The sequence below is a fragment of the Campylobacter sp. CH278 genome, from assembly GCF_004378845.1.
Classification (GTDB): Bacteria; Campylobacterota; Campylobacteria; order Campylobacterales; family Campylobacteraceae; genus Campylobacter_D; species Campylobacter_D jejuni.
The window spans coordinates 1-419 of sequence record NZ_RYXZ01000029.1 but is presented as its reverse complement, the minus strand read 5'-3'; the positions used below and the strand labels follow the sequence as shown (position 1 = coordinate 419).

The 419-nt window shown below is 23.9% G+C and carries 1 protein-coding gene; it reads right to left on the bottom strand.

The window, feature by feature from the left end; genetic code table 11:
• Positions 1 to 377, bottom strand: a 377-nt coding sequence (locus ELQ04_RS08535; protein ID WP_032588396.1) for a glycosyltransferase family 2 protein, incomplete at its 3' end; no start/stop codon positions are given.
• Positions 378 to 419: the final 42 nt, after the last annotated feature.

The window sequence follows — 419 nt, the reverse complement described above, 5'->3', positions numbered from 1 at the left end:
AATATATAAAAATCCCCTTTAACAACTTCACAATCATTCTTTTTAGCAATTTCATAAAGTCTTTCATACATATTTGTTTTAATATAATCATCACTTTCAACTATACCAAGATATTCTCCCTTTGCCTCTTTTATACCAAGATTCATTTGATAACCATAACTTTTCTTATCTGATATTATTACCCTAAGCCTCTTATCTTTTTTTTCATAGTTTTTTAAAACTTCTAAAGTTCCATCAGTTGAATTTGCATCAATACAAAGTATCTCAATATCTTTTAAAGTTTGATTTAATATACTATCAATACATTCTCTTATATATGATATAGAATTTAATGAAGGTACAACAATAGAAACTTTTGGAGTATTATAATTCATCATTTCATCCTTGCTTATTTTTTAACTCATTTTTACAAAATAATA